Raw genomic sequence first — 549 nt, forward strand, 5'->3', positions numbered from 1 at the left:
TATATATACTTACCGAGTCACAGGGCCGGGGATGCACCCGGCAGGTCGAGGGCCAGCCGCCGCGCTGCCCATCGGTATGTATATACATAGATAGGAGCACCCATGATCTTCGCGTGTGTCAACACCAAGGGCGGCGTCGGCAAGACCACGACCGCCGTGCATCTGGCAGTGATGCTGGCCCGTCAGGGCAAGACGCTGCTCATCGACGGCGACCCGCAGGCCTCGGCCGCGAGCTGGGCGGCATGGCGTCGTGAGACGCAGTACGACCCGTCGCCCACCACCACCTGCCTCGCTGGCAAGGCGATCTTGGCCGAAGGCAAGCAACTGGCCACCGGCTTTGAGCACGTCGTCGTCGATGCAGGCGGCCGTGATTCCGTGGGCCTGCGCTCCGCGCTGCTGCTGGCCCAGAGTGCCGTGATCCCGGTCGGTGCCTCCAATCTGGACGCAGCGGCCATGACTGACCTGCTGGAAGTCGTCGAGCTGGCCCGCGACTACAACCCCGAGCTGGACGTGCGCGTGCTGCTGACCCGCGTCGATCCACGCACCAAG

At 66.1% G+C, this 549-nt stretch carries 1 protein-coding gene; it reads left to right on the plus strand.

Features of this window, described 5'->3' with window-relative positions; translation table 11 throughout:
• Nucleotides 1–102: 102 nt before the first annotated feature.
• Nucleotides 103–549: ParA family protein (locus CSC70_RS14305; protein WP_162457230.1), on the plus strand; the 447-nt coding region annotated here is incomplete at its 3' end.

It is taken from the genome of Pseudoxanthomonas kalamensis DSM 18571 (assembly GCF_010211745.1).
GTDB classification, from domain to species: Bacteria; Pseudomonadota; Gammaproteobacteria; order Xanthomonadales; family Xanthomonadaceae; genus Pseudoxanthomonas_A; species Pseudoxanthomonas_A kalamensis.